28 protein-coding genes are annotated in these 21,356 nt (G+C 72.0%); 2 read left to right on the top strand and 26 right to left on the bottom strand.

The features are described 5' to 3' along the window. Positions 1 to 3 precede the first annotated feature (3 nt). The 15 genes from CWOE_RS00290 to CWOE_RS00220 form a co-directional block, all read right to left on the bottom strand. Entirely contained in the window at positions 4 to 864 is an 861-nt protein-coding gene (locus tag CWOE_RS00290) for a CheR family methyltransferase (RefSeq protein WP_012931547.1), read from the bottom strand. Beyond that, the gene (gene cheB, locus CWOE_RS00285) at positions 861 to 1,991 is read right to left on the bottom strand and encodes a chemotaxis-specific protein-glutamate methyltransferase CheB (RefSeq protein WP_012931546.1); all 1,131 of its coding nucleotides are present in this window, start codon (positions 1,989 to 1,991) and stop codon (positions 861 to 863) included. The genes CWOE_RS00290 and cheB overlap by 4 nt, the downstream gene beginning before the upstream one ends. A 38-nt stretch (positions 1,992 to 2,029) precedes the next feature. Continuing rightward, the gene (locus tag CWOE_RS00280) at positions 2,030 to 2,518 is read right to left on the bottom strand and encodes a chemotaxis protein CheW (RefSeq protein WP_012931545.1); all 489 of its coding nucleotides are present in this window, start codon (positions 2,516 to 2,518) and stop codon (positions 2,030 to 2,032) included. 77 nt (positions 2,519 to 2,595) lie between these two features. Continuing rightward, positions 2,596 to 2,988 carry a flagellar motor switch protein FliN gene (fliN, locus tag CWOE_RS00275; protein ID WP_012931544.1) on the bottom strand — a complete coding sequence of 131 codons (393 nt, stop codon included), beginning with the start codon at positions 2,986 to 2,988 and terminating at the stop codon, positions 2,596 to 2,598. Between the two features lie 10 nt (positions 2,989 to 2,998). Next, entirely contained in the window at positions 2,999 to 3,442 is a 444-nt protein-coding gene (locus CWOE_RS00270) for a flagellar basal body-associated FliL family protein (protein WP_012931543.1), read from the bottom strand. Further along, the gene (locus CWOE_RS00265) at positions 3,439 to 4,311 is read right to left on the bottom strand and encodes a flagellar motor protein MotB (protein ID WP_012931542.1); all 873 of its coding nucleotides are present in this window, start codon (positions 4,309 to 4,311) and stop codon (positions 3,439 to 3,441) included. Before CWOE_RS00265 ends, CWOE_RS00270 begins: the two co-directional genes overlap by 4 nt. Then, complete coding sequence (locus CWOE_RS00260; protein WP_012931541.1) at positions 4,311 to 5,108, bottom strand: flagellar motor protein; 798 nt, start codon at positions 5,106 to 5,108, stop codon at positions 4,311 to 4,313. The genes CWOE_RS00265 and CWOE_RS00260 overlap by 1 nt, the downstream gene beginning before the upstream one ends. Continuing rightward, the gene (locus CWOE_RS29925; protein WP_012931540.1) at positions 5,105 to 5,452 is read right to left on the bottom strand and encodes a flagellar FlbD family protein; all 348 of its coding nucleotides are present in this window, start codon (positions 5,450 to 5,452) and stop codon (positions 5,105 to 5,107) included. Before CWOE_RS29925 ends, CWOE_RS00260 begins: the two co-directional genes overlap by 4 nt. A gap of 109 nt (positions 5,453 to 5,561) precedes the next feature. After that, positions 5,562 to 6,431 carry a flagellar hook-basal body complex protein gene (locus CWOE_RS00250; protein WP_201447098.1) on the bottom strand — a complete coding sequence of 290 codons (870 nt, stop codon included), beginning with the start codon at positions 6,429 to 6,431 and terminating at the stop codon, positions 5,562 to 5,564. 73 nt (positions 6,432 to 6,504) lie between these two features. Further along, positions 6,505 to 6,897, bottom strand: coding sequence for a TIGR02530 family flagellar biosynthesis protein (locus tag CWOE_RS00245; protein ID WP_012931538.1), 393 nt, complete (start codon positions 6,895 to 6,897; stop codon positions 6,505 to 6,507). After that, positions 6,894 to 7,352 carry a flagellar hook capping FlgD N-terminal domain-containing protein gene (locus CWOE_RS00240; RefSeq protein WP_012931537.1) on the bottom strand — a complete coding sequence of 153 codons (459 nt, stop codon included), beginning with the start codon at positions 7,350 to 7,352 and terminating at the stop codon, positions 6,894 to 6,896. Before CWOE_RS00240 ends, CWOE_RS00245 begins: the two co-directional genes overlap by 4 nt. Before the next feature lie 15 nt (positions 7,353 to 7,367). After that, positions 7,368 to 8,594 carry a flagellar hook-length control protein FliK gene (locus tag CWOE_RS00235; RefSeq protein WP_148260838.1) on the bottom strand — a complete coding sequence of 409 codons (1,227 nt, stop codon included), beginning with the start codon at positions 8,592 to 8,594 and terminating at the stop codon, positions 7,368 to 7,370. Positions 8,595 to 8,812: 218 nt separating this feature from the next. Continuing rightward, positions 8,813 to 9,547: a lytic transglycosylase domain-containing protein gene (locus CWOE_RS00230; protein WP_012931535.1), complete on the bottom strand. Its 735-nt coding sequence runs from the start codon at positions 9,545 to 9,547 to the stop codon at positions 8,813 to 8,815. Next, positions 9,544 to 9,990 (bottom strand): flagellar export protein FliJ, encoded by a 447-nt coding sequence (fliJ, locus tag CWOE_RS29920; protein ID WP_012931534.1) that lies wholly within the window; start codon positions 9,988 to 9,990, stop codon positions 9,544 to 9,546. The genes CWOE_RS00230 and fliJ overlap by 4 nt, the downstream gene beginning before the upstream one ends. Before the next feature lie 32 nt (positions 9,991 to 10,022). Beyond that, complete coding sequence (locus tag CWOE_RS00220) at positions 10,023 to 10,979, bottom strand: helix-turn-helix transcriptional regulator (RefSeq protein ID WP_012931533.1); 957 nt, start codon at positions 10,977 to 10,979, stop codon at positions 10,023 to 10,025. Between the two features lie 55 nt (positions 10,980 to 11,034). On the opposite strand from CWOE_RS00220, the gene CWOE_RS00215 reads away from it, so the two are divergent. Beyond that, positions 11,035 to 11,964, top strand: coding sequence for an SDR family oxidoreductase (locus CWOE_RS00215; RefSeq protein ID WP_012931532.1), 930 nt, complete (start codon positions 11,035 to 11,037; stop codon positions 11,962 to 11,964). 78 nt (positions 11,965 to 12,042) lie between these two features. Further along, on the top strand, positions 12,043 to 12,798 hold the full coding sequence (locus CWOE_RS00210; protein ID WP_012931531.1) for a hypothetical protein: 756 nt from the start codon (positions 12,043 to 12,045) through the stop codon (positions 12,796 to 12,798). Positions 12,799 to 12,803: 5 nt separating this feature from the next. Here CWOE_RS00210 and CWOE_RS00205 read toward each other — a convergent pair whose 3' ends face one another. The 11 genes from CWOE_RS00205 to CWOE_RS00155 all read right to left on the bottom strand — a co-directional run bounded on the left by CWOE_RS00205 (position 12,804) and on the right by CWOE_RS00155 (position 21,334). Further along, positions 12,804 to 14,273, bottom strand: coding sequence for a FliI/YscN family ATPase (locus tag CWOE_RS00205; RefSeq protein WP_012931530.1), 1,470 nt, complete (start codon positions 14,271 to 14,273; stop codon positions 12,804 to 12,806). A 10-nt stretch (positions 14,274 to 14,283) separates the two neighbouring features. Further along, entirely contained in the window at positions 14,284 to 14,901 is a 618-nt protein-coding gene (locus tag CWOE_RS29915) for a FliH/SctL family protein (protein WP_012931529.1), read from the bottom strand. Further along, positions 14,894 to 15,976, bottom strand: a complete 1,083-nt coding sequence (fliG, locus tag CWOE_RS00195) for a flagellar motor switch protein FliG (RefSeq protein ID WP_012931528.1) — start codon at positions 15,974 to 15,976, stop codon at positions 14,894 to 14,896. Before fliG ends, CWOE_RS29915 begins: the two co-directional genes overlap by 8 nt. A gap of 7 nt (positions 15,977 to 15,983) precedes the next feature. Then, positions 15,984 to 17,501 (bottom strand): flagellar basal-body MS-ring/collar protein FliF, encoded by a 1,518-nt coding sequence (gene fliF / locus CWOE_RS00190; protein WP_012931527.1) that lies wholly within the window; start codon positions 17,499 to 17,501, stop codon positions 15,984 to 15,986. Positions 17,502 to 17,504: 3 nt separating this feature from the next. Beyond that, positions 17,505 to 17,870: a flagellar hook-basal body complex protein FliE gene (locus CWOE_RS29910; RefSeq protein ID WP_012931526.1), complete on the bottom strand. Its 366-nt coding sequence runs from the start codon at positions 17,868 to 17,870 to the stop codon at positions 17,505 to 17,507. Then, positions 17,867 to 18,316 carry a flagellar basal body rod protein FlgC gene (gene flgC / locus CWOE_RS00180; RefSeq protein ID WP_012931525.1) on the bottom strand — a complete coding sequence of 150 codons (450 nt, stop codon included), beginning with the start codon at positions 18,314 to 18,316 and terminating at the stop codon, positions 17,867 to 17,869. The genes CWOE_RS29910 and flgC overlap by 4 nt, the downstream gene beginning before the upstream one ends. Next, positions 18,316 to 18,669, bottom strand: coding sequence for a flagellar basal body rod protein FlgB (locus CWOE_RS00175; RefSeq protein WP_012931524.1), 354 nt, complete (start codon positions 18,667 to 18,669; stop codon positions 18,316 to 18,318). Before CWOE_RS00175 ends, flgC begins: the two co-directional genes overlap by 1 nt. A gap of 77 nt (positions 18,670 to 18,746) precedes the next feature. Then, on the bottom strand, positions 18,747 to 19,079 hold the full coding sequence (locus tag CWOE_RS00170) for a hypothetical protein (protein ID WP_012931523.1): 333 nt from the start codon (positions 19,077 to 19,079) through the stop codon (positions 18,747 to 18,749). Continuing rightward, positions 19,076 to 19,477, bottom strand: coding sequence for a flagellar export chaperone FliS (fliS, locus tag CWOE_RS00165; RefSeq protein ID WP_012931522.1), 402 nt, complete (start codon positions 19,475 to 19,477; stop codon positions 19,076 to 19,078). Before fliS ends, CWOE_RS00170 begins: the two co-directional genes overlap by 4 nt. Before the next feature lie 94 nt (positions 19,478 to 19,571). Further along, positions 19,572 to 20,999 carry a flagellar filament capping protein FliD gene (gene fliD / locus CWOE_RS00160; protein ID WP_012931521.1) on the bottom strand — a complete coding sequence of 476 codons (1,428 nt, stop codon included), beginning with the start codon at positions 20,997 to 20,999 and terminating at the stop codon, positions 19,572 to 19,574. Beyond that, on the bottom strand, positions 20,999 to 21,334 hold the full coding sequence (locus tag CWOE_RS00155) for a flagellar protein FlaG (RefSeq protein WP_012931520.1): 336 nt from the start codon (positions 21,332 to 21,334) through the stop codon (positions 20,999 to 21,001). Before CWOE_RS00155 ends, fliD begins: the two co-directional genes overlap by 1 nt. Positions 21,335 to 21,356 lie beyond the last annotated feature (22 nt).

Below are 21,356 nucleotides of genomic sequence, written 5' to 3'. Positions count from 1 at the left end.
CCACTAGCTCTTGCGATACGTGAATGGATGGGTGGCGACGAGTCCCAGCTCGCGCGGGTGGCTGACCCGTTCGGTCGAGCCGATCACGAGGTACCCGCCCGGCCGCAACGACGCGACGAGGCGTTCGTGCAGCGCATCGCGCACGTCCTCGGTGAAGTAGATGACGGTGTTGCGGCACAGCACGAGGTCGTACGCGGCGCGCTTGGTCGGCATCCGCAGCAGGTCGCCGACCTCGAAGCGGACGAGCGAGCGCAGCTCGCTGCTCGCCTGCCAGACGTCGTCCTCGCGCGTGAACCAGCGTCTCAGCAGCGGCAGTGCGGCGCTGCGCGCGTCGTCGGCGCTGAAGCGGCCGAGCTTCGCTCTCTCGACCATCCGGCGGTCGATGTCGGTGCCGACGATCTCGGCGCGTGCTCTCGGATCGAGCTGCCGGATCAGCGCGGCGAGCGTGTACGACTCGGCGCCGTACGAGCAGCCGGCGCTCCACGCCTTGATGCGGCCGGGCGACGACTCCGCCAGCAGCTCCGGCAGCACCTCGGTCTCCAGCACTCTCCACTGCTCGGGGTTGCGCCACAGCTGCGAGACGTTGATCGTCACGCGGTCGAGGAACTCGCCCAGCTCGGCTCTGTCGCCGCGCAGCTGCGCGAGGTAGGCGGGCAGGTCGGCGGCGCCGCGGCGCTGCGCGAACGAGCGGATGCGCCGCTCCATCTGCCCGCGCTTGTACTGCAGCAGGTCGATGCTCGTGAGCGCGCGGACGCCCTCGCAGAAGGCCGTGTAGTCATCGCCGAACCGCTCGGCCTGCGGCCTCGGGTTCGGTCGGGAGATCTCGCCCTGGGGGCTCGTTCTCCCGGGCACGGTGGCGCTCATGCTCCGGCCTCCGCGGCGATCGCGGCGGGCAGCTCGTGCAGCGGCAGGATCTCGTCGGCGAGATCGGCCTCCGCGACGGCGCGCGGCATCCCGTAGACGGTGCAGGTCGACTCCGCCTCGACGAGCACGCGACCGCCGCGTCTGCGGACCTCCCGCGCACCCTCCAGGCCGTCCTTGCCCATACCCGTCAAGACGACGAGCACCATCCGCTCGCCGAATGCCTTCGCGGCGTCGGCGATCGTCAGGTCCGCGCGCGGGCGCAGGCCGCCGATCTCGGGCGCGTCGCTGAGCGAGACGACGCGCGAGGGCTCGGCGAGCCGCAGGTGCGCGCCGCCCGGTGCCAGCAGCGCGACCTTCGGGTCGAGCGCCTCGCCGCCGGCCGCCTCGCGGACGTTGAGGTTGGAGGCACGGTCGAGCCGCGCCGCGAGCGAGTTGGTGAAGCCGGGCGGCATGTGCTGGACGATCAGCGTGCCGGCGCCGAGCGGCGCCGGCAGCGCCGGGACCAGCTCGGCGAGCGCCTTCGGGCCGCCGGTCGAGCAGGCGATCACGACGACGCGGCGGGTGCCGGCGTGCGCGCGGACGCGGCGCTCCGCGCGGCGGACGGCGCCGCTGCCGGCGGCCGTGCGCGGCCGAGCGGCGGCCGGCGCGGCAGCCGCGCGACCGGCGGCGGCAGCGGCGCCGGTGCCGGCGCGGCCGCCGTGCGGCCGCGTGCGCCCACGACGCGAGGCAGCCGCGAGCCGCACCTTGTCGCTCAGCTCGTTGGTGAAGCGCTCGATGCCGTCGCCGACGGCCGGCTTGGCGACGAGGTCGAACGCGCCCTCGGCGAGCGCGTCGACGGCCCGCGCGCCGTGCGCCGGCGAGAAGGCGGAGACGACGACGACCGGCGTCGCGCGCTCGCCCTGGCGGCGCAGCGCTCTCAGCACGCCGATGCCGTCGAGGCCGGGCATCGCGAGGTCAAGCGTCATCGCGTCGGGACGCTCCCGCTCGCACAGCGCGAGCGCCTCGTCACCGTCCTTGGCGGCGCCGACGACGGTGAAGCCGGAGTGCTCGAGCGTCGCGGTGACGACCCGGCGCATCAGGCCGGAGTCGTCCGCGACGACGACGCGAGTGGCAGTGGCGCTCGACATCGAAGAGGTGCTGGTGTGATCCGGCGCGGCCCGGCGGGCTACGCGTGGACCAGGTCGGCGACGCCGTTGCCGCTCGCGCTCGTCTCGGCGGCGGCCGCGACGGACGCGGCGGAGGCGAAGATGCCGGCGGGGTTCAGCAGGATCACGAGGCGGTCGTCGATCTTCGCGATCGCCTCGATCGACTCGTTGTCGGCCGCCGGGACGTCCTCGATCTGCGAGGACTCGACGGTCAGGACCTCCTCGACGTCGTCGACGACGACGCCGGCCATGTCGGTCGCCGTCTCGACGATCACGATCTTGGCGCTGTCCTTGCGCTCGGACGCGAAGCCGAGCCGCGAGGCGAGGTCGTAGACGGGCACGATCTTGCCGCGCAGGCTGATCACGCCACGGACCCAGTCGACGTCCGAGGCGACCGAGCGCGGCTCGGTGTACCGGATGATCTCGTGGACCTGCGTGATCGGCAGGGCGTACTCCTCCTCGCCGAGCGAGAAGACGACGAGCTGACGTGTGGTCTGGCCTTCGGACATGGGGCTCTCCGGCGGGTTCGGGGTGCCCTCCGGTGATCGGCACCCAGCAGTCGCTCTTGAGGAGCGACGGACGTCGTTCAGACGGTTCCTGGCGCCTCGGCGGGCGACTGGCCGGAGGCGTCCGCCGCGGACGCCTCGCCGGAGGCGCGGCCGTTCTGCTCACCGGCCGGCGCGCCGAGCACGTCGGTGATGCGCAGGCCGAACTCCTCGTCGATCACGACGACCTCGCCGTGGGCGATCGGGGTGCCGTTGACGAGCAGGTCGACCGGCTCGCCGGCCATCCGGTTGAGCACGACGATCGAGCCGGGCCGCAGCTCCAGCGTCTCGCCGACGGTCATCCGCGTGCGGCCGATCTCGACCGCCAGCTCGACCGGCACGTCGCTGAGGCGGCCGAGGTCGTTCTGACCCGTGTGGCTGCCGTTCGCCGCCGTCGGGCGGTCGAACGCGGGCAGCTCCATCTCGTGGCTCATCGCGCTCCTCCTACTGGACCGCGACGTCGGTGATCAGGACGTCCTCGGTTCTCACGTCGGTCGTTCTTCTGATCTTCGTGAGGATCTCCGCCTTGACTCTCTCGCGGCCCTCGGTTCTGATCAGCTGGTCGCCGTCGATGTTCGTGACGACGTCGGTGACGATGTCGCGGATGACGGCCTCCTGCTCGAGCGTGCCGAAGCCCTCCGGCGGCTTCGGCGGCGCGCCGTGCCCGCCTGCCTCCACCGCCGTCGGCTGGCCGTGGTCGAGCACGAGCGCGACGTTCATCTTCGCGTAGCGGCCGTCGCTGAGGTTGACGAGGAACTCCTTCGGCAGCACGTAGACGGCGCCGTCGATCTTGTGTCTGACTTCCTTCTTCGGCTTCGCGAAGGTGTAGGCGGCGCCCGCGCCGGCGATCAAGGCCACCAGCACGAGGACGACGACGTTCTTTCTCATGGGTTCAGGCCTTCCTGAGGATCTGGCGCTGCATCGGTGGTTTGCGAGCTGGTCAGGTGCAGCCGCTGGAGCACGACCTCGACGCGGCGATTGCGCGCGCGTCCGCGGTCGGTGCCGTTGGAGCCGAGAGGGTGGAGGTCGGCGTAGCCGGAGGCGCCGAAGCGTCTCGTCGGGACGCCGCGATCTATGAGGTAGCGGACGACCTCCGTCGCACGCGCCGTCGACAGCTCCCAGTTGGACTCGAAGCGCGACGTGCTGATCGGGACGTCGTCGGTGTGGCCCTCGACGAGGATCGGGTGGATTCTGTCGATCACGAGCAGGTTGCCGACGTGCGTGAGCAGCGGCATGCCCTCGCTCTTGAGGTCGGCGAAGCCGGAGTCGAACAGGACCTGGTCGGTCAGCAGCCGGACGACCAGCCCGCGCCGCGCGACGACGGCCTCGACCTGGTCTCTGAGGCCGTGGGTGCGCGCGTAGGCGTCGATCTGCGCCTTGATTCTTCTGAACTCGTTGTCCTCGATGCGGGCGGCGAGCGCCGCGGCCGCGGTGCTGTCTCTCGGGTTCGCGATCTGCACTCTCGGCGGCGTGATGTTGGGGACGATCGACGTCGGCGTGTCTCTCGTCGCCGAGACGCCGGTCTCGATGATCCCCTCGCCGCCGCTGATGATCTTGCCCGAGAAGGCGTCGCGCAGCGACGTCTTCATCTCCTCGAACTTCGACGTGTTCAACGACGAGATCGAGTAGAGGACGATGAACAGCGCCAACAGCAGCGTGAGCATGTCGGCGTAGGTGATCAGCCAGCGCTCGTCGGGCCCGTGGTGCCCGCCCCCGCCGCGGCGGCGGCGACCGCCGCGGCGGTTGCGGGCGGACATCAGGCAGCCTCTCGGAGCGGCGCGACGTTGTCGTCGTCGGCCGTCGCGCGCTCGGACGGCGGGACGTACGAGGAGAGCTTGTCGGCGACGACGCGCGGGTTGTCGCCGGCCTGCACCGCGAGGATGCCGTCGAGCGTCAGCGTGCGCAGCTCGACCTCTTCCTCGGAGAGCGCCTTCAGGCGCGAGCAGATCGGCAGGAAGACGATGTTGGCGCCGCCGACGCCGTACAGCGTGGCGATGAAGGCGACCGAGATCGCGGGGCCGAGCGAGTCGGGGTCGGAGAGGTTGCCGAGCACCGAGATGAGGCCCATGACGGCGCCGAGGATGCCGAGCGTCGGGGCGTAGCCGCCGGCCTTCTCGAACGTGTTGGCGCCGATCGCGTGGCGCGCGACCATGCCGTCGATCTCGGCTTCGAGGATCTCGCGCACGAGATCGGGGTCGGTGCCGTCGACGACCAGCTGCAGGCCCTTGCGGGTGAACTCGTCGTCGATGTCGCCGAGCTGCGCGTCGAGCGCGAGCAGGCCCTCGCGGCGCGCCTGCTCGGCGATGCCGACGAGCAGGTCGACGCGCGCGCGCAGATCCTGCTCCTGCGGGCTGAACGTGATCTTGTACAGCGTCGGGATCCGCTTCATCTGGTCGATGCCGACGCTGGCCATCGTCGCCATGAAGGTGCCGACGAGCACGATGATGATCGCGGGGATGTTGATGAACGTCGCCGGCGAGGTGCCCTCGAGCATCCCCGTCAGGAGGATGGCGAGGAGGCCGCCGACGAGTCCGATTGCGGTTGATGCCTTCATCGTTCGGGGTAATCGGCCGGGCGTTCGCTTTTTTCAATGGTCTGGTCGCCGACTGGGCTCTCGACCGCCTGCAGCGGCCGATCGAGCCGGCTGGAGACCGTCTGCGCCAGTGGCGAGCGCGCCGGCAGCGGCTCGTCGCGTCGGCGGCTGAGGGCGTCTCTGAGGATGTCGGTCCGCCACGTGCGGACCTCTTCTGCGACGCGCACGGCCGACTCGACGACGACGAATCTCGTCCCCGTGGTGAGCGTCACGACGGTGTCGGGCGTCGCCTCGACCGTCATGATCAGGTCGGGGTTGAGCAGGAACGGCTCGGCGTTGTGTCCGAGACGATGCAGGGTGATCACTGGCGGTCTCCTCCATGGATGGGCGCCGCGACGTGCGGCAGGCGCCGGCATGGCGGGGCTCGTGCGACGGTCCCTCGTCCGCCGCACGAGCACCTGCCGGCTGCGGCGATCAGCGCTTGAGGTTCACCAGGTCCTGCAGCATCTCGTCCGAAGTCGAGATGACGCGGGAGTTGGCCTGGAAGCCGCGCTGCGCAGTGATCATGGTCGTGAACTGGGTGGCGAGGTCGACGTTGCTCATCTCGAGCATGCCGGCGAGCGTTCTGCCGTTGCCGCCGACGCCGGGCGTGTCGACGGTCGCCGCGCCGGACGCCGCCGACTCGCTCCACGTCGAGCCGCCGTTGCGCTGCAGGCCCGCCTCGTTGGCGAACTTGCCGAGCGCGATGTAGCCGGCGGTGACGCGTCTCTCGAACGTCGGCGACGCTCTGTTGCGATCGACGTAGGAGACGCCTCCGTCGGGCGAGATCGAGACATCGGTCGAGCCGGGCGGGATCTGGATGTAGGAGTCGGTCGCGTTCGGCGCGTAGGTGAAGCCGCCTCTGCCGTCCGGCGTCGCGGTCGCGCCGCGGCCGACGACGTACTGACCGGTGCTCGTGATCAGGTGGCCCTGCGAGTTGGTCGTGAAGTTGCCGGCGCGGGTCCACTGGAACGCCGTCGGGACCGCCGGCGGCGTGCCGTTGGCGACGCGGAACCAGCCGGAGCCCTCGATGTAGACGTCGAGCGGCGAGCCGGTCGTCTGCGGAGCGCCCTCGGTCATGATGTTGTCGACCGAGCCGAGCTTGACGCCGAGGCCGATCTGGAGCGCGTTGGAGCCGCCGGTGCCGTTGCCCGGTCCGGCCGCGCCGCGCTGGAGCTGGGCGAGCGAGTCCTGGAACGTCGTGCGCGAGGACTTGTACGCGACGGTGTTGACGTTCGCGAGGTCGTTCGCGGTCACGTCGAGCATCGTCTGGTTGACCTTCAGTCCGCTGATCGCGGAGAACATGCCACGCATCATGAGGGCATCAATTCCTTTCGCGGCTTCCTCAGAGAGGTCCGGCCGCCGTGGGTTCTGACCGTCATGCGATGACGGCGCTGTCGATGTTCGTGAACACGTGCTCGCGCATGTGCTCGGGGTCGACCGCCGTGATGACGGTGCGGTTTCTGACCGAGACGACGAACGCCGTCCCGTCGACGAAGACGACCGACTCGCGCGAGCCCTTGCCCGCCGCACGGTCGACGCCGTCGGTGAGCCGCGCGAGCGTCTGCTCGCCCAGCTCGATGCCGCGCCGCTCCAGCCGCTGCAGCGCGTGGCGCGAGAACTCCACGCCCTGCGTTCTGCTGCGCAGCACGTCGGAGAACGACGGGCCCTGGATCGGCGCGTCCCGGCGCGTCGCTTGGCCGGGCGCAGGCTGCGCGACCGGTGCGACGCCGGGCGGGACGAGCGCGGCGTTGGGGACGTTCAGGCTCACTCGTCCCCTCTCGCGGCGGTGTCGGTGCCGACCTTCGTCAGCGAGACGGGGAGGATGCCCGTTCTGCCGTCGATCGTCAGCTGCGGTCCGCTGCTGGTGAAGGTGACGCTCTCGACTCTGCCGGTGAAGCTTCTCAGCACCGATCTGCCGTCCTCGTTGACTCTCGCGAGGTACGACACGGTCTGGCCGATCAGTCTGATCGCTTGCGCGTCGTAGTCGTTGGAGGCCGCGGCCTGGGTCGTCTGGCCGAGGTTGGTGATCTGCTCGAGGATCGAGAACTGGGTCATCTGGCCCATGTACTCCGCCCCGTCGGTGGGGTTGAGCGGATCCTGGTTCTGCATCTGGCCGATCAGCAGCTTGAGGAAGTCGTCCTTGCCGAGGAACGACTCTCTTCTCGTGCTGTTGTCGTACGTCGCCGGCGCGTTGTTGACGGGGTTGGTGGGATCTACGGGCATCGCTGGCTCTCCTGCTCAGGCGAGGACGTCGACGAGGGCGCCGTTGGGAAGGGCGAGCGTCGTGCCGCGCGGGACGGCGTCGCGCTCGACGGTCAGGACCGCGTCGTCGGGCCCGGCGGTCCGCGGGCCGCCGGCGGAGCTGCCGCCGCTGCCCGGATCGCCGAGACCGCGCTGGCCGCCGGCGTGAGCGGCCTGCTCGCCGGAGGCGCCGATGTCGAGCCGCAGCAGGTTGAGCCCCTGCTGCTCGAGCTGACGGCGCAGGTCGCCGCCGGACTGCTGCAGCAGCTGCGCGGCGCCGGCGGAGTCGGCGATCACCTTCGCGACGATCCCGTCGGCGGTGTGACGGAGGTGGATCTCGATCCCGCCGAGCTCCTGCGGGCTGAGGCTGATGCGAGCGTGCGTGACGCCGCGCTCGGCGCCGGCGCGCATCGCCAGCCGCACGGTCTCGACGGCATGCTCGAGCGTGACCGCGCCGCGCGTCGTGGCGGCGCCGGTCGCGCTCGCCTCGTGCGCGGCGGCGAGCTGCTGGCCCGCCGCGGGCGCGATCGGCGCGGAGGACGGGCTCGCGGCGGCAGCGGGCTGCGGCGCGGATGCGGCGCCGCCGTTCGGCGCGGCCGTCGACGCCGCAGCCGGCTCGGCCGGCTGCTGCGGCGCGGCGGCGGGGTCGCCGCCCGGGACGGCGGCGGGTCCGGGCGTCGGCGCCGGCTGGCCGGCGCCGCGCTGGTCGCCGGTCGCACCGTTGCCGGTCTGCCCGCCGGTCGTTCCGCTGCCGGCCTGCTCGGCCGGCGCGGTCGCGGCGGCGGCCGACGGCGCGGCCGCGGCCGGCTGCTGGACGGGCGCGCTCTCCGGCGCGTCGACCGCGGCGGCGGCCGGCACGGCGGTGGCGAGCGGCGCGACGTCGGCCGGCGCGGTCGCGGCGGCGGTCGCCGGCGCGGTCGTGACGACGGGCTGTGACGGCGGCTGCGGCACGGCGGGTGCCGGTGCGGGCGTCGCCGGGGCCGCGGTCGCGGGTGCGGCGACAGGCGCGTCGACCGTGGCGGCCGGCACGACCTGGGCCGCGACCGGCGCGGTCGTCGTCGCGGCGGCGGCAGCAGCGGCGGGGAGCGGCGGCGCGGCGGCGGATGCGACGGCCGCGTTCGCGGTCGCCGGCGTCGTCGCGACGCCGAGCACGCCGTTCAGCGCAGCGGCCAGCGCGGCGGGATCCGTCCCCTCCGCGCCTGGCTGCACATCATCCGTGCCCACCTGCTGCGGCGAACCGTCGGCGGGACGTGCATCCCGCCCGCTCACGGTCTTCGCGTCGTTCGCTTCCTGCTGCTTCGCGAGGCCTTCCGCAGTGGCGGTCCGGGCCTGTTGGTCGAGCACCGATGCGAACGGATCTCCGTCCGGCGGTGCGGATCGGCCGCCGGGTTTCGGCGGCCCCGCTGCGGCCGGCGGCGGTGGCGCCGGCGGGATGAGGATGCTCATGTGATCGATCCCGATCCTGTGGTTGGGATTGCTGTCGTGGGAAGGGTCGTGGGGGCTGGCAGCGCGGCGGCGACCGGCGCGACGCGGTACTCGTCGGCGTACGCCTGGACCTTCTGCACGTACGCCTGCGTCTCCGCGTACGGCGGAACGCCGTTGTAGCGCTGGACTGCGCCGGGGCCGGCGTTGTAGGCGGCGAGCGCCTTCGTCACGTCGCCGCCGAAGGCGTCGAGCTGCTGGCGCAGGTATCTCGCGCCGCCGTCGATCGACTGGGCCGGGTCGAGGCGGTCGGTCACGCCGAGCGAGGCGGCCGTGCCGGGCATCAGCTGGACGAGGCCGGCGGCGCCCGCGGGGCTGGACGCGGTCGGGTCGAAGTTCGACTCGGCGCGGATCAGGCCCTTCAGCAGCGCGGGGTCGAGGCCGTGCTTCTGCGCCGCGGCGAGGATCAGGCCGTCGAACGGGCTCGGCGTTCCTCCGAGCCCGCTGCCGGCGCCGGTGGCGCCGGGCAGCGGTTGCGTGACGGGAGCGCCGGCTGCAGCAGAGTTTGCAATCGCTTGGCCGACGCCCGCGCCCGCGAGCGCGGAGGAAAAGCTGGTGGCAGGCGCGGAGGCCGCGGCGACCGGCGGCACGCCGTGGGCGCGCGCGACGAGCGTCTGCAGCTCGGCGATGCGGGCGATCGCGGCCTGCGCGCCGGTGCCAGGGGCGGCCGCGCCTTCGACGGCGGCGACGCTCACGCCGCTCTCCGGCGGTGGAGGGTCAGCGCGATCTCGTCCATCTCGGCGCCCTCGACGCGCGCCTGCTCGCGAGCGTGGTCGGCGCGGCGTCTCTCCTTGAGCCGTTCGAGCGCCTGGCGGTCGCGCGCGGCGGCGACGAGCGCGACGCGGCGCGCGTCGACCTCGGCCTCGTGGCGGTCGAGGTCCAGCTCGCCGTCGCGGCGGGTCTGCTCGACGCGTTCGAGGTAGCGCTGCCGCGCGATCAGGTCGAGCGACGACGACGGCGCGGCCGCGAGGTCGCGCTGGCGGTCGCGGGCGCCGGCGAGCTGCTCGCCGGCCGCGCGCAGCCGCTCCTCGCAGCTCATGCGGCGCGAGAGGGCGCCGGCCAGCTCTTCCTTGGCGAGATCCTCACCGCGCTCGCGCAGCGCGCGCACGCGCTCGAGGCGAAAGTGGAACGCAGTCACGCCCTCGTTAGTCGGCGCGGGCCGCGCAACATTCAACTGCTGGACGGATGTTCGACGCCGTAGCGCCGCGCGAGCGTGGCGACGTGCGCCTCGATCCGCGTGCGCAGCTCGGGCGGCGCGAGCACCTCGACGTGCGCGCCGAGCCCGAGCAGCCCGCCTTCGGCGTGCTCGATCCGCTCGAACCACACCTCCAGCTCCAGCCACTCGTCGCCGTCCGCGTGCCGCGGCAACAGATCGCGGCGGCGCGAGTCGACGACCCGGCGCAGCTCGCCGAGCTTGTGCGGCGCGACCCGCACCCGCGCCGCTATGTACGGCAGCCCGTCCTCGAACGCGCGCGACCAGGCGTCCCAGTGCGCGACGAGGTCGAACTGCGGCGGCCGGCGCGCCTCCTGCTCCAGCTCGACCGCGCGTTCGACGCGACCGACGCGGAACGTCCGCTCGCCGCGCTCGGTCGCCCCGATCAGGTACCAGCTCGGCCCCTTCAGCACGAGCCCGAGCGGGTCGACGACGCGCTCGCGGCCGCGATGGACGAGCCGCAGCCGGCGACCGTGCCACAGCGCACCGGCGATCGCCCCGAGCGCGGGCGGCTGCTCGTCGGGACCGAACCAGCTGCGGTGGTCGACGTGGAACAGCTGCGCGGCGCGGTCGGCGCGGTCGCGCAGCTGCGGCGGAAGCGCGGCGAGCAGCTTCAGCTGCGCGTCAGCGAGGAAGCCGCCGAGCCCGAGCGCGTCGGCCGGCGCGGCCAGGAACAGCGCCTCCGCCTCATCGGGGGTGAGCCCGGTGAGGCGGGTTCGGTAGCCGCCGGGGAGCCGGTAACCGCCGGCCGGGCCGCGCTCGCCGCGGATCGGCACGCCGCTCGCACGCAGCGCCTCGACGTCACGATGGACGGTGCGGACGGAGACCTCGAGCCGCTCGGCCAGCTCATCAGCAGTCCACGGGCCGCGTGCCTGCAGCAGCAGCACGAGCGTGACGAGTCGGCTGGCGCGCATCGCCCCGACCCTATACCTGACAGAAGGTGGCGGGAACCGGGCGTACGGTCGCCGTATGGAGACAACGACGAAGAGACCGCTGGAGGGTCGCGTCGCGCTCGTCGCCGGCGCGACCCGCGGTGCCGGTCGCGGCATCGCCGTGCAGCTCGGCGCCGCCGGTGCGACGGTGTACGCGACCGGCCGCTCGACGCGCGCGAGCCGCCGCGAGGGCGACCGGCCGGAGACGATCGAGGAGACCGCGGAGCTGATCGACGCGGCGGGCGGCACCGGCGTCGCGGTGCGGGCCGACCACCTCGAACCCGAGCAGGTGCGCGCGGTGGTGGCGCGGATCGAGCGCGAACAGGGCCGGCTCGACGTGCTCGTGAACGACATCTGGGGCGGCGACCTGCTGTTCAGATGGGAGACGCCGCTGTGGGAGCAGTCGCTCGACGACGGCCTGAAGATGCTGCGGCTGGCGATCGAGACGCACGCGATCACGAGCCACGCGGCGCTGCCGCTGCTGCTGCGCGAGCCCGGCGGGCTCGTCGTCGAGATGACCGACGGCACCGCCGAGTACAACGCCGCCAACTACCGCGTCTCGTACTTCTACGACCTCGCCAAGACCGCGACGCTGCGGATGGCCTTCGCCCAGGCGCACGAGCTGGGCCCTCGCGGCGCGACCGCGGTCGCGCTGACGCCCGGCTGGCTGCGCTCGGAGGCGATGCTCGACACGTTCATGGGCGTGACGGAGGAGACGTGGCGCGACGCGCTGGAGCGCGTGCCGCACTTCTGCATCTCGGAGTCGCCGGCGTTCGTCGGCCGCGCCGTCGCCGCACTCGCCGCCGACCCCGAGCGCGCGAGATGGAACGGCGCCTCGCTCTCCAGCGGCCAGCTCGCGCAGGTCTACGGCTTCACCGACCTCGACGGCTCCCGCCCCGACGCCTGGCGCTACGTCGTCGAGGTCCAGGATCCCGGCAGACCGGCCGACGCCACCGGCTACCGCTGAGCCCGCGCGCCATCCTTGTAACAATGCGTGCTTGCGCGCTTGCGCTGCGATGCCCCCGGACGGAGGTATGACCGCAGGATGCCGTTCGCGGAGATCGTCATCGAGATCGGAGGCGAGCGGGCGCTCGACCACGGCGCCAACCGCGCCGGCTTCGTCCTCTTCGCGGCGTTCCTGCTCTCGTTCGCGTTCATCCGCATGAGCGCGCGCCTGATGCGCAGCCCGAAGGTCCCGTGGTGGCCGGGCAGCGTCACGACCGGCGACCTCCACATCCACCACCTCGTGTTCGGGATCGTGCTGCTGCTCGTCGCGGGCTTCGCCTCGATCGCGTTCCAGCCCGACAGCCCGTGGCTGGAGGCGACCGCGGCGGTCTTCGGGATCGGCGCCGGGCTGACGCTCGACGAGTTCGCGCTGTGGCTGCACCTCGACGACGTCTACTGGTCCGATGAGGGGCGCCAGTCGGTCGACGCGGTGCTGTTCGCCGCGCTGCTCGGCGGCCTCGTGCTGACCGGGACGGTGCCGTTCGGCGACGGCGGCGGCGTCGTCGGCATCGTGACGACCGGCCTGCTCGTGATCGCGCTGTCCGCGCTGGCGCTGCTGAAGGGCAAGTACGTGCTCGGCGCGGCCGGCCTGCTGTTCCCGCTGCTCAGCCTGACCGGCGCGATCCGGCTCGCGAAGCCGGGCACGCCGTGGGCGCGCTGGCGCTACCCGGAGGGCAGCCGCAAGCTCGCGCGGGCGCAGCAGCGCGCCGACCACCACGCCGCCCGGCTGGAGCGCTGGCAGGACCGCATCGGCGGAGCGCCGGACAAGCCGTCGCCGCGCAAGCCGCCTCCCTAGACGCCTCAGGCGAGGTTCGGCAGCGGCGGTATCGCGGCGGCGGAGCCGCCGGGAGCGGAGGCGGGCTGCTCGGCCGGGTCGGCGGGGGCCGGCTCGGGACCGACGCCGGCGTACTCGCCGATGCGCGCGGCGATGTCGAGCAGCAGCTCGTCGGCCTCCGCGGCCGACGACTTCTCGTCCGGGCGCTGCTTGAGGAAGCGGTCGAGCTGAGGGCGCAGCGCGATCGCGGCGTCGACCGTCGGATCGGTGCCGCCCTGGTAGGCGCCGATCGCGATCAGGTCCTCCTTCTCCTTGTAGGAGGCCATCAGCTGGCGGACCGCCTGGCCGGCGGCGCGGACCTCCGGCGAGACGATCTCGCCGACGAGGCGGGAGACGCTCTGCAGCACGTCGATCGCGGGGTAGTGGGAGGCGTGCGCCAGCTCGCGCGTCAGCACGACGTGACCGTCGAGGATCGAGCGGACCGCGTCGGCGATCGGCTCGTTCATGTCGTCGCCGTCGACGAGCACGGTGTAGAGGCCGGTGATCGAGCCGGTTCTGGCGGTGCCGGAGCGCTCCAGCAGGCGCGGCAGCTGGGCGAAGACGCTCGGCGTGTAGCCGCGCGTCGCCGGCGGCTCGCCGATCGCCAGGCCGACCTCGCGCTGGGCCATCGCGAAGCGCGTGACGGAGTCCATCATCAGCATCACGTCGTTGCCCTGGTCACGGAAGTGCTCGGCGATCGCCGTCGCCGTGAACGCGGCCTTGATGCGGACGAGCGCCGGCTGGTCGGAGGTCGCGACGACGACGACCGAGCGTGACAGCGCGTCGCCGAGGTCACGCTCGACGAACTCCTTCACCTCGCGGCCGCGCTCGCCGACCAGCGCGATCACGTTGACGTCCGCCGTCGTCGAGCGGGCGATCATGCCGAGCAGCGACGACTTGCCGACGCCGGAGCCGGCGAAGATGCCGAGGCGCTGGCCGCGTCCGCACGGCACGAGCGCGTCGAGCGCGCGCACGCCGAGGTCGACGCGCTGGTCGATGCGGGGGCGGTCGAGCGGGTCCGGCGGCGAGGCGTTCGTCGAACGCGGATGGCCGTTGGTCGCGCGCGGCATCCCGTCGATCGGCTTGCCGAGCCCGTCGATCACGCGGCCGAGCAGGTCCTGGCCGACGCGGATGCGGAACGGCGTGCCGGTCGCGCGGGTGGTCGTCGCCGGGCCGATGCCGTGCATCTCGCCGAGCGGCATCAGCAGCGTGCGGGCACCGCGGAAGCCGACGACCTCCGCCGGTACCGGCGGGTGGCCGCGGTCGCCGTTGACCATGCAGATCTCGCCGACCTCGGCCTGCAGCCCGGTCGCCTCGACGACGAGCCCGATCAGGTCGCTGACGCGGCCGTGCCGGCGCGCGAGGTCGCTCGCGCGCAGGACGTTGCCGACGTGCTTGAGGCGGTCGCCGAGCTGCTCGGCGACGACGGCGTCCGGTGTCTGGTCCTCGGGGCTCATCAGCGAACGCCTACTCACCCAACTCCAGCTCGACCAGCTCTCGCGCGCGCATCAGCTGCGTGCTGACGGTCGCGTCGATCTGGCCCTCCTCGGTCCGCACGCTCGCGCCGCCGGGCGTGATCCGCCGCTCGGCCTGGACCTCGCAGTGCTCGATCCCGCCGAGGCCGGTGACGAACGACTCGGTCGCGGCGCGGACCGTCTCGAGGTCGTCGGGGTGGACGAGGATCGTCACGCGGCGGCGCTCGGCGAGGCGGCGCAGCGCGCCGCGCACGACGTCGACGATCCGCTCGGACTCGACCGCGAGCGCGCCCGCGACGATCTTCTCCGCCAGCTGCAGCGACAGCTCGATCGCGTCGCGCTCGACGGCCGCGGCCGTCTCGTCGCGCACCTGCTCGACGCCGGCGACCGCCTGCTGCAGCGCGGCGAGCGCCGCCTCCAGCGGCGGCTGGGCGGCGGCGAGCGCCGCGGCCTGACCGTCGGCGTAGCCCTGCGCGCGCGCCTCCTCGCGGATCCGCTCGGCCTCCGCGTGAGCGTTGGCGATCGGGTCCTCGATCTCGCGCAGCGAGACCGGACGCGGCTCCTCCAGCTGCCGGAAGGCGTACGGAGCGGCCGTCGCCGGATCAGACAATGGTGTCGCTCCCACCGCGTCCGATCACGAGTGCGCCGGCATCCTCCAGCCGTCGCACGATCGCGACGATGCGGCCCTGCGCCTCCTCGACGACGCGCTTGCGCTGCGGCGGCTGGTACTCCATCTCCTCGCGCAGCAGCGTCGCGCCGCGCTCGGACATGTTGCCGAGGATCCGCTCTCTGACGTCGTCGTCGACGCCGCGCAGCGCCAGCGCCAGATCTCTCTGGTCGGCCTCGCGCAGCACGAGCTGGATCGAGCGATCGTCGAGCTTGGCGATGTCCTCGAAGACGAACAGCAGCCGGCGGACCTCCTCGCCCAGCTCGGCGTCCTGCTCGGTGAGCGTGTCGAGCACGTTGCGCTCGGTCGGCCGGTCGGTGTAGTTGAGGATCTCGGCGAGCGACTTGACGCCGCCCTGGGACGAGTACTCCTGCTGCACGACAGACGCGAGCTTCTGGCGCATCACGCCCTCGATCTCCTTCACGACGTCCGGCGGCGTCTCGCTCATCCGCGCGATCCGCAGCGCGATGTCGGCCTGCTCCTCCTCCGGCAGGTGCGCGAGCACCTGGGCGGCGAGCGTCGTGTGCAGGTTGGCGATCACGAGCGCGATCGTCTGCGGCGCCTCGGCGCGCAGGAACGTGACGATGTGCTCGGGCGGCGTGCGGCGCAGGAACTCGAACGGCCGCATCTCGATCACGGTCGAGAGCCGCCCGATGATCTCGGCGGCACGCTCGGGGCCGAGCGCGCGCTCCAGCACGTCGCGCGCGTAGTCGACGCCGCCGGCGGCGAGCGAGTCGTACGCCTGCACCGTCGCGACCAGCTCGTCGAAGACGAAGCCGACCGCCTCGTGGTCGATCTGGTTGAGCTTCGCCATCTCCAGCGAGAGCGTCTCGATCTCCTCGTCGCGCAGGTGCTTGAAGATCTCGGCCGCCTTCTCGGGGCCGAGCGCGACGAGCAGGACGGCGGCCTTGTTGCGGCCCTTGAGGCGGACGGGCGTTCTCTGCGGGAGGCGCCGCGGCGCCGGCATCACGCCGGCTGGGTCCTCGGCCGTGCCAGCGGCTGGGAGTTGGATCGCCATCGCTCGCTCAGTCCTCCTGCATCCACGCGCGGACGTGCTGCGCGACCCGCTCGGGATCGCGCTCGACGAGCTCCTCGACCTGCATCCGCGCCGCGTTCTCGGGCGATCTGAGCGGCAGCACCTGCGTCGGCGCGACCGGCTCCTCGAACCGCTCCAGCTCCGCGAGCGTGCGCGGCGACTCGATCTCGCGCAGCCACGTCGGCTCGCCCGCGAGCGTCTCGTTCTCGCGCTTGCGCAGCTGCCGCGCGACGAGCGCGAGGAAGACGAGCGCGGCCATCCCGAGGAGGGCGTATCTGGCGTAGTCCCAGATGTCGTCGACCGGCGAGGAAGCGGCCGGTCTCGGCAGCTCGGCGAACGGTATGGAGCCGAGCGTCAGCACGTCGCCGCGGTCCTCGTCGATGCCGGCGGCACTCATCACGGCGTCTCTGATCTGCGGCAGCATCGCGGCCGGGACCGAGTCGTCGACGAGCACGGCGACCTGCTGTCTGTTGACGGCGCCGGGCGCGATTCTCGTGCGCGTGACGGTCTTGTTGACGGCGAGGTTCTCGTCCTCGGACTCGCGTCTGTAGTCGGAGTCGCCGCCCGCCTGACCGGCGTAGACCGGCGGGTTGTTGCCGGCGGTGCCGGCCGGTCCGCCCGCTCTGCCGCCTCTGCTGACGAGCGTCTCTCTCTCGGCTCTGTTGGACAGCGGCGTGCCGTCTCTGCCGTAGACGAGTCTGTCCTGCGTCGCCTCGTTGGCGTCGAGGTCGGCCTTGACCTGTACCTGCACCTTGTCGGGCCCGACCGTGCGGGCGAGCATCGCGGTGATGTTGGTCGCGGTCTGCTGGTTGTAGCGCGCCTCGGCCGCCTGCTTGGCGAGCAGGCCGGAGGAGCTGCCGCTCGTCGCCGTCGGCCACAGCATCGTGCCGCTGCTGTCGGTGATCGTCACCTTCTCGGACTTGAGGCCGGGGACGCTGTTCGTGACGAGCTGGGCGATGCCGCGCACCTGGCCCTCGTCGAGCGTGCTCGCGCCGGACAGCAGCACCGCCGCCGTCGCCGGGTTGACGTTCTCGGCGAACAGCTGCGCCTCTCTGTCGGGCAGCACCAGCTGGACCTGCGCGCTGGAGACGCCGTCGACCTCCTCGATCGTCGTCCCGATCTCGCCCTCCAGCGCCCGCTGGTAGTTGACGTTCTGCTGGAAGTTCGACGTGCCCATCTTCTGGTCGTCGAGGATCTTGTAGCCGTCGTTCGTATTGCCGGGCAGCCCGGCGCCGGCGAGCGCGATCCGCGCCTGCGCGGTCTGGCCCTTCTGGACGGCGAGCGCGGTGCCGTTGTTCTGCAGCTCGTAGGCGATGCCTCTCTCGTCGAGCGCGGCCGTGACCTCGCCCGTGTCCTTCGGGTCCATCCCGGTCAGCAGCGTCGTGTAGCTCGGCGCCGTCGCGATCTGGAAGAGGAAGAAGAGCACGACGACGATCGCGAGCGCGCCGCCGGCGAGGACGATCTTGCCGCGGGTCGAGAGGTTGGCGAGCAGTGCGCGTGCGGGCATGGACTAGATCTGGGTGCGGAAGATCTCTGAGAGCGCCTCGGCGCCTCTCGTGCGGATCTGCCCCGCGAACTGCATCGCGAGCTGCGCCTTCTCGACGGCCACAACGGCGGAGACCGGATCGGTCGCCGTCCCGGTCGCGAGCGCCTGACCTGCTTCGGCGGCATGCGTCTGCAGCTCGGAGAGCTTGCCGATCTCGTTCGCGAGCATCGAGCCGAATCCTTCGCCGCCGCCCGCCTGAGCGCCGTCGACGCCGGGCGTCAGCAGCTCCGCCTGCGGGACGTCGGGGACGCCCTGGATCTGCCATTCGCCGCCGAGCCCGCCGGCTCCGCCGGCGCCCGAGACGACCGAGGGATCGATCGCCGGGATCATCTGAGCAGCTCCAGCGTCTTGGTGAACATCTGCTTGGCGGACTGCATCGCGGTCACGTTCGCCTCGTAGGAGCGCGACGAGCTGATCAGATCGACCATCTCGGTCACGGGGTTGACGTTCGGCATCGCGACGTACCCTCTCGGGTCCGCGTCAGGGTGCCCGGGGTCGTAGACCTGCCGCTGCGCGGTCTGGTCCTCGACGATCCCGGCGACCTCGACGCCCTTGGACGCCTCGCTCGCGCGCACGCCGCCGATCGCGCCGGTGAGCATCGTCGAGAACGAGGAGCCGCCGCTCTGCTGGAGGACGACCTCCTTGCGCTGGTACGGGCCGCCGTCGGCAGCGCGCGTCGTCTGCGCGTTGGCGAGGTTCTCGGCCGTGACGTCCATCCGCAGGCGCTCCGCGGTGAGGCCGCTGCCGGCGATGTCGATCGCGTCGAACAGTCCCATCAGCGCACGCCCAGCGCGGTCTGCATGATCGCGGTGCGCGCGCCCATCACCTGGACGAGCGCCTGGTACTCGAGCGTGTTCTTCGCGAGCGCCGCCGACTCCTGGTCGGCGTCGAGGCCGCTGCCGTCCGGTCGCACGACGCGCGACGGATCCGTGCTCGGGCGGAAGGTGACCTCGGTCGGGTCGTTGCCGGACGCCTGCGCCGCCTGCAGGGCAGAGTGGAAGTCGAGGTCCTGACGCTGATAGCCCGGCGTGTTGATGTTCGCCAGGTTGTTCGTCAGCAGCTCCTGGCGCATCGAGGAGCCGCGCAGGGCGGACTCGAGCGCAAGCTGGGTGCTGTCGAAGAGACTCATGAGGTCGAGGGTCCTTTCATCGCCCCTGAAGATCGGCCAAACGCAGCCGTTCTTGAGCGGTGGGTCCGATCGGTCTGCTAACCCGTCAGGTCGAGCGCGCCGCGAGCGGGCGCGCCGCCGGCGTACCCGTGCATCGTGCGGCGGCCGTGCTCGACGCTGCCGAGCGTCCGCCGCACCTGCGCGGCGTGGACGGTCAGCTCGGCGGTGATGCGCTCCTGCAGCGCGAGCGCCCGTGCGAGCGCGGGGGCGGCCGCGGGCGGCGCTCTCGCCGGCAGCGACGCGACCAGCGCGTCGCGCTCGGCCATCAGCGCGACGAGCGCCTCGGCCGAGGGCGGCTCGCTCGCGCTGACGAGCGCGAGCTCGCGCTCGGCCAGCTGGGCGAGCGCCTCGTACGGTTCGGCGGAGATCATGCGGGCGCGGCCTGCGACCCGCTGCCGGCGGTGCCGATCTGGTCCCACGCCTCGCGCAGCTCGGCGAGCAGGCCTCTGACCTGCTCGAGCTTCTCCGGGTCGAGTCTGATGCGCGCTTCGGCGATCAGCCGCTGGCAGAAGATGTAGATCGACTCGAGCTGCTGCGCGACCTCGCCCTGGCTCATGTCGAGCGTCTCGAGCAGGTGGTCGATGATCGCCTCGGCGCGGCGGAGGCGTTCGTGGCAGGTCTGGATGTCGCCGGCGCGCATCGTGACCACGGCCTGGTGCAGGAAGCGGCCGGCGCCGTCGTACAGCATCACGACGAGCCGCTCCGGCGGCGCGGTCAGGACCGCGCTTTCGCGATAGGCCTGCGGCGATGCCGCGAGATGGGTGCTCATTGGCCTTCCGGGGATCGAGGGATACAACCGTCCGTCAACCCGGGTGATCGGATCGGCGGCCCGGAGTTTGAGTCCGGGCGCCGATCCGCGCCGGTCAGTTGTTGAGACCGGCGAGCTGACCGGAGAGCCAGTCGCCCTGGGTTCTGGCTCTGGAGATCGCAACCTCGAGCGCGGTGAACTGCGCGTTGAGGTTCTTCTCTCGCAGCGCGAGGCGGACGTCCATCTGCTCCATCTGGCGGCGCAGCATTCTCAGCTCGTCGTCGGCGCCGTCGATCCGATTGTCGAGCATGCCGTCGGACTTCGTGCGGTCGTTGAGGAGCCCTTCGAAGCGGCGCGCCCAGCCGTCGGTGTTGTTGACGCCCTGGAGCAGGTTGCGGACGCCGGTGGGGTCCTCGGTCAGCGCCTTCGTCAGTCTGTCGGTGTCGATCGTGAGTCTGCCCGCGAGCGTGTCTCTCGACGTCGAAGCCGAGAACGCACCGGTCGAGATGCCGATCGACGAGAGGCTGTCCATGCCGGTCGGCAGCCCGCTGACGGGCGAGTAGATCCCCTGGCGCAGGTCGGACAGCATGCCCGCGAGCTGGCGGTCGCCGAACAGCGTGCCGGCCTTCTTCTGCGCCGTCGTGCGCGGGTCCGCGACGCCGTTCTTGATGTCCTGCTGCGAGCGCGGGTCGGGGACCGTTCTCTCTTCGAGCTTCCCGCGGATCAGGTCGATCGTCGCGTTGTACGCCTCGACGAACGCCTCGAGCTTTCTTCTGATCGCCTCGACGTTCGCGCCCGGCGCGCCGACGGAGATCGTGACCGGACCGCTCGCGGTCGTGACGCCTCTGAGCGTCAGCGTGACGCCGGCGAGACCGTCTCTGATGACGTTGCTGCTCGATCTCAGCGAGACGCCGTCGAGCGTGTAGAGCGCGTCTCTGCCCTGCCGCTCGATTCTCGCGCCACCTCTGTCGAGCTTGGCCGCGATCGCGCCGCCGTCGCTCGTGACGTCGATGAAGCCGGCGCCGGTGTCCCCGGTCGCGCGGCTCGAGAGCACGAGCGTGCCGTCGTCGGTCGCGGCCGCGTACACCTTCGCGTCTCTGTCGGTGTTGATCGCGGTCGCGACCTCCTGCGCCGTCATGCCCGCTCTGATCGCGGTCGAGTGGCCGTCGACCGTGATCGTGCCGTCGGCGGCAGGTCTCGTGAAGGTGTAGGTCCGCTGAGCGGCGTTCGCGAGCTGGGAGACCTCGATCTGGTAACCGCCGACGCCCGCGCCCGAGGTGCTGGACGCGGAGACCTTCGTCGCGTCGCTCGACTCGACCGACTGCGTCTGCGTCCACAGCGAGACCGAGCGCAGGTCCGTCGCGGCGAGCTGCAGCGCTCTGAGCTTCGTCTGGAAGTCGCGCAGCAGCCCCTGCTTCGTCTCGATCAGCACCTGCTTGTTGTCGAGCAGGATCCGCGGGCGCTTCTCGATCGCCATCATCTGCTCGATGATCTCGCCGGTGTTGAGGCCCGATGCGATGCCTGAGAAGTTGATGCCGGCCATTAGTCGAGAGTCCCTCCGGTTGCGACGTCGAGCAGTCTGCTCGGCGGAATCATGCGCAGGAGCTTGCCGTCGAGGTCACGGACCTCGATCGTCAGCCGACCGCTGTCGGCGTCCTGCGCGAAGTGCAGCTCGCGTCCTTGCGCGCGCAGCTTCTGGTACGCCCTGGACGCGGCGTCGATCGCGTCGAGCACCTCGCGTGGAGGGCTCTCGGGGATGACGTCGACCTCCACCTGCTGACGCACGACAGCAGCCGGACGCTGCGCGCGCGACGACGGCTGTGCGTCATTCGCTGCGCTGAAGCTGCTCGGTCCGACTGGCGCGACGTCCAGGCTCATGGGCAAGTCCTCCGGGCGGCGT

The sequence above is a fragment of the Conexibacter woesei DSM 14684 genome, assembly GCF_000025265.1.
Taxonomy (GTDB): Bacteria; Actinomycetota; Thermoleophilia; order Solirubrobacterales; family Solirubrobacteraceae; genus Conexibacter; species Conexibacter woesei.
Note: the sequence above shows the minus strand (reverse complement) of the source record. Positions and strands in the feature narration are given on the sequence as shown.